Origin of the sequence: Alkalibacterium indicireducens (assembly GCF_039522005.1) — a bacterium.
GTDB lineage: Bacteria > Bacillota > Bacilli > Lactobacillales > Carnobacteriaceae_A > Alkalibacterium > Alkalibacterium indicireducens.
Window position 1 is genome coordinate 1 of record NZ_BAAADA010000150.1, and the last position, 3,817, is coordinate 3,817.

Annotated in this window: 2 protein-coding genes; both read right to left on the reverse strand. The window is 38.6% G+C overall.

Annotated elements, in window-relative coordinates; genetic code table 11:
- Window positions 1-953: 953 nt before the first annotated feature.
- On the reverse strand, window positions 954-2,066 hold the full coding sequence (locus ABFX15_RS08880) for an IS4 family transposase (protein ID WP_346025072.1): 1,113 nt from the start codon (window positions 2,064-2,066) through the stop codon (window positions 954-956).
- A 287-nt stretch (window positions 2,067-2,353) separates the two neighbouring features.
- Complete coding sequence (locus ABFX15_RS08885; RefSeq protein ID WP_346025073.1) at window positions 2,354-3,640, reverse strand: hydroxymethylglutaryl-CoA reductase, degradative; 1,287 nt, start codon at window positions 3,638-3,640, stop codon at window positions 2,354-2,356.
- Window positions 3,641-3,817: the final 177 nt, after the last annotated feature.

Here is a 3,817-nt window from a genome sequence, read left to right on the forward strand (position 1 = left end):
CGGCATAATAATCGGTACCAAGTCAATGACACCAAGGGTCAAAGGCTATTTTTTAACTGCAAAACTTGAGTTTTAAATCCTCGGTATCTGCATTATTTCCATTACCATTGGAACTTGTGCTACATGCTACTAAAAATAAAGATAAAGCCATAACAATTGCAAACAGATTTCGTTTTGTAGTTTTTTTCAATTTGTTTTCCCCTTTCTGATTTTGGAAATGAGTAAAGTATTATAGATATATTAGAATATTTCAATAAAAGAGTCAAGAATCTTTTGACTCTTTTATTTTCATGAAAGTCTATTCTCATCGGGTTTATACAACCCAACATACTGTAAGCGATTACTGAAGTTGTTGTTACAACATTCAAATTTTAATGAATTATTAACTGTTTATTATTTGTTTTCTAATATAGTTGTTCGTTTAATGTAGAAAAATGAGAGTTTAATTAAAAATTTTTATTGAATTATGATTAAAGTAAAAAAAATAGTAGCAACTGAATACATTTGTGTAAAATGTATTCAGTTGCCACTGATATATTTTATAGAGATCTTCCAGCTTTATTCAGGATTAGATTAGGGTTAATTTTAATTACCACGGTTACCATTGATACGGGGAGCCGTATCACAAGTGATGATAATAATTTGCAGTCTATATATGTATCGATGTATATAGAAAATGGCTTTTACCATTATTTTTAAACTTAAATTAGTTAATACTGTCCTGAATAATTCATACCTCTAATTTCAGAGGCTGTTTTTAAATATTGTTATATTTTCTTTCACTAGTGTTGCATAAAATTATATTCTTACCGAATTTCATATTTGTTAACTAAATCACAAGTAGTTCTCATCAAAATTTACAAAAAAGTCAAATGCTGGCGCAGCGGATGACTTTTTCCAGAATTTTTTTGACTATTCTATTGGTCTAGACTTCATTTCGCGAGTTATTTCACTTATCCTGGTTCAAAGAGAGCTTTGAAGTATGCATACGATTCATACTTTACCGATCGTAAGTGACGCAAAATTTGGAAAATAGTTGGCTTTAAATTCAATTCTAGCTTAATAAGTAACGTGAGTAGGTAGACAATCATTGCCATGATTAGTTGGTTCTCAACACCGACTTCTGATTTCGAATAGTAGGTCTTAATCGTCATATGTTGTTTCATATGCTTGAAAAACAACTCGATTTGCCAGCGTGAATGATAGAGATTCCCTATCTCTTCAGCGGTTTTGAAGACGTCGTTGGTAATGATTCGTAAATCAGATCGTCCTTTTCGACGAATAGTCACTAGTCGCAGGAGACTGGTCAAATAGCCTCTCCCACCAAGCAGCACATATTGATCACTGAGTACGTCAGAATCCTTATCCTTCGGGATATCTAGATTTTCTACAACATGTATTACTGTGTTCTTTTTAATCCGTGAAACGAAAAAATAGCCCCCCCATTTCATCTGATCAAAAGACTCAAAATCGATATATCCTCTGTCAAAAACATAGGTTGCCAGCGGTTGATTGACAAAAACATCAAGGTAATCATGGTCGTGTTCAGAAGCGTTAGAGATCTCAAATTGTTCTGGGTGAACCATTCCTTCCTCCATTAGACACACCTTTAGGTGTAACTTAATACCACTTTTTGTTGGACGGAAATCCGCCCATGGATAGGAGTGTTTACTAAATGAAAAAGTGGAATTATCGACCAAGTAGACCTTATTCTGCCTACTTATGTGTGTCTTCTGATGAACCATCCCTAGTAACTGATTGAATATTTCCAAAAGAACAGTCGCGTCTAGTGCTTTTAAAGCCCGTGATAGTTGGGAATAACTGATTGTGTCAACGCCTATCACCATTTTTAATTGAGGGTGAACCAGTTGTTGGTCTAAATGGCGAAAACTTTCTGTTTCCTCATTAATAGCGAACAAAAAGAGCATCAATACCTTACTAAACGTTAGTTTTTTGGCATAGCGATTAAACGCATGAATCGCCTTTTGTGATGATGGACTTAACTTTTCTAAATTTATATATGAAAACCATTTATTTATAGTCATTTTTGTATTATACTTATCCATGCTTAGATCCTTTGTATTGGTCTTGGATAAGTCATCCAAGTACTAGTATAAAGGATTTTTTTATGTCATGGAACAGTTAAATTTTTAATGCAACACTAGTGATAAGAGATGAAAGAGAATTAATTCGAGAATAGATAAGGCTGGGACAAAAGCTTTATGTATCTGAATTGTATTCGAGCAATCGCAAATAGAAGAATAAAATGCATTCCCCACTATGTTCCTAAAACAAGGAAACGAAATGGGAATGCATTTTTTATTACAGACTCATATAAATTTACTTAATTGTACTATAAATTCCTTAGTATCGATCTAGCTGCATCCAGGTTCATATGTGGCGCCTGTTTCAGCAAATCCGCTACCTTCTGGACCTGTTCTCCTTTAGCTCCCGCACTGATGGCAAGAGACCGGGCATGCAGTCCCATGTGGCCTTTCTGTATACCGTCAGTAACCAAGGCTCGAACAGCTGCAAAGTTCTGAGCCAGTCCAACTGAAGCCAGGATACCGGCCAGTTCATTGACGTTTGGATGGCCTAGGATAGTGTGCGACAACTGAGCGGCCGGATGAATCGAAATAGCGCCGCCTACTGTCCCTATTGGTAGAGGCAGAGTGAGTGAACCGACCAGATCGCCTTGTTCACTCTTGCCCCACGTTGTCAGCGACCGGTACTGCCCGCTTCGACTCGCATAGGCATGGACGCTGGCTTCGACTGCGCGCCAGTCGTTTCCTGTGGCGACAACCACAGCGTCCACCCCATTCATGATGCCTTTATTGTGAGTCACGGCACGATATGGATCTATCGTCGCTACCTGAGTGGCTTCAATGATGCGGTCTCTGACTTCTTCACCAGTGTATTTTCCGGTCTTTAACGCGTGTGCCGGGATGACACATTGAGAAGTCGCCAGGCTTTCTGTCGCATAATTGGAAAGGATGCGAAGCAGGGCAGTCCCGCCAGTCAGTTCTTCAATATAAGGAGCAATGCCTTCCATCATCGTGTTAATGATATTGGCCCCCATAGCTTCTTTCGTATCGATATGCAGATGAACAGAAAGGAAAGCAGGGAATCCCGTCTGATCTGTTTCTTCAAGAATACGCACAGTCAAATCTCGGGCTCCACCTCCTCGTTTAACGATAGAGGGATGAGCTTCATTTGCTCGATCTAGAATGGCCTGTTTTGCATTCAGGACGATTTCTCTGGCCTCAGCCATGTTGCCGACGTGCTTTAAGGTCACCTGACCGATGACTTGTCTGTCAGGAACATTCGTTGAAAAGCCGCCTCCGGTACTGATGATTTTAGCCGCAAAACTGGCCGCTGCAATAACGGACGGCTCTTCAATAGCCATGGGAATCACTTTGTTTGTGCCATCGATGACGAAATTCATGGCAACCCCTAGAGGAAGGGGATAATTGCCCAGATGGTTTTCGATCATATTGCTGCCTGTTTCAAGGTTCAGATCCAGATTATTTGATAAAAGGGTCTGTTTATCTTCATCTGAAATGACACCTGCTTCAAATAGTGCACTAATTTTTTCTTCATGTGATTTTTTATAAAATTTGCTCAGTTTAGTTGTATCCATTACACCGGTTCCTTCCTGATTCTCTCCTAACCATTATGAACGAATTTACCTTAAAAGAAAAGGAAGGACTGTTTAAGATTGAAATGTTGTTTACAAAGTAGGCAAAATCTCATCTTTAACACCCAAAACCCCGATAAATCCCTACACTAAGGGATTTACCGGGGTTTAAAAATGCTC

Coding starts and splice junctions, on each gene's coding strand:
- ABFX15_RS08885 (WP_346025073.1), bottom strand. CDS start 3,640: ATGGATACAACTAAACTGAGCAAATTTTATAAAAAATCACATGAAGAA.
- ABFX15_RS08880 (WP_346025072.1), bottom strand. CDS start 2,066: ATGGATAAGTATAATACAAAAATGACTATAAATAAATGGTTTTCATAT.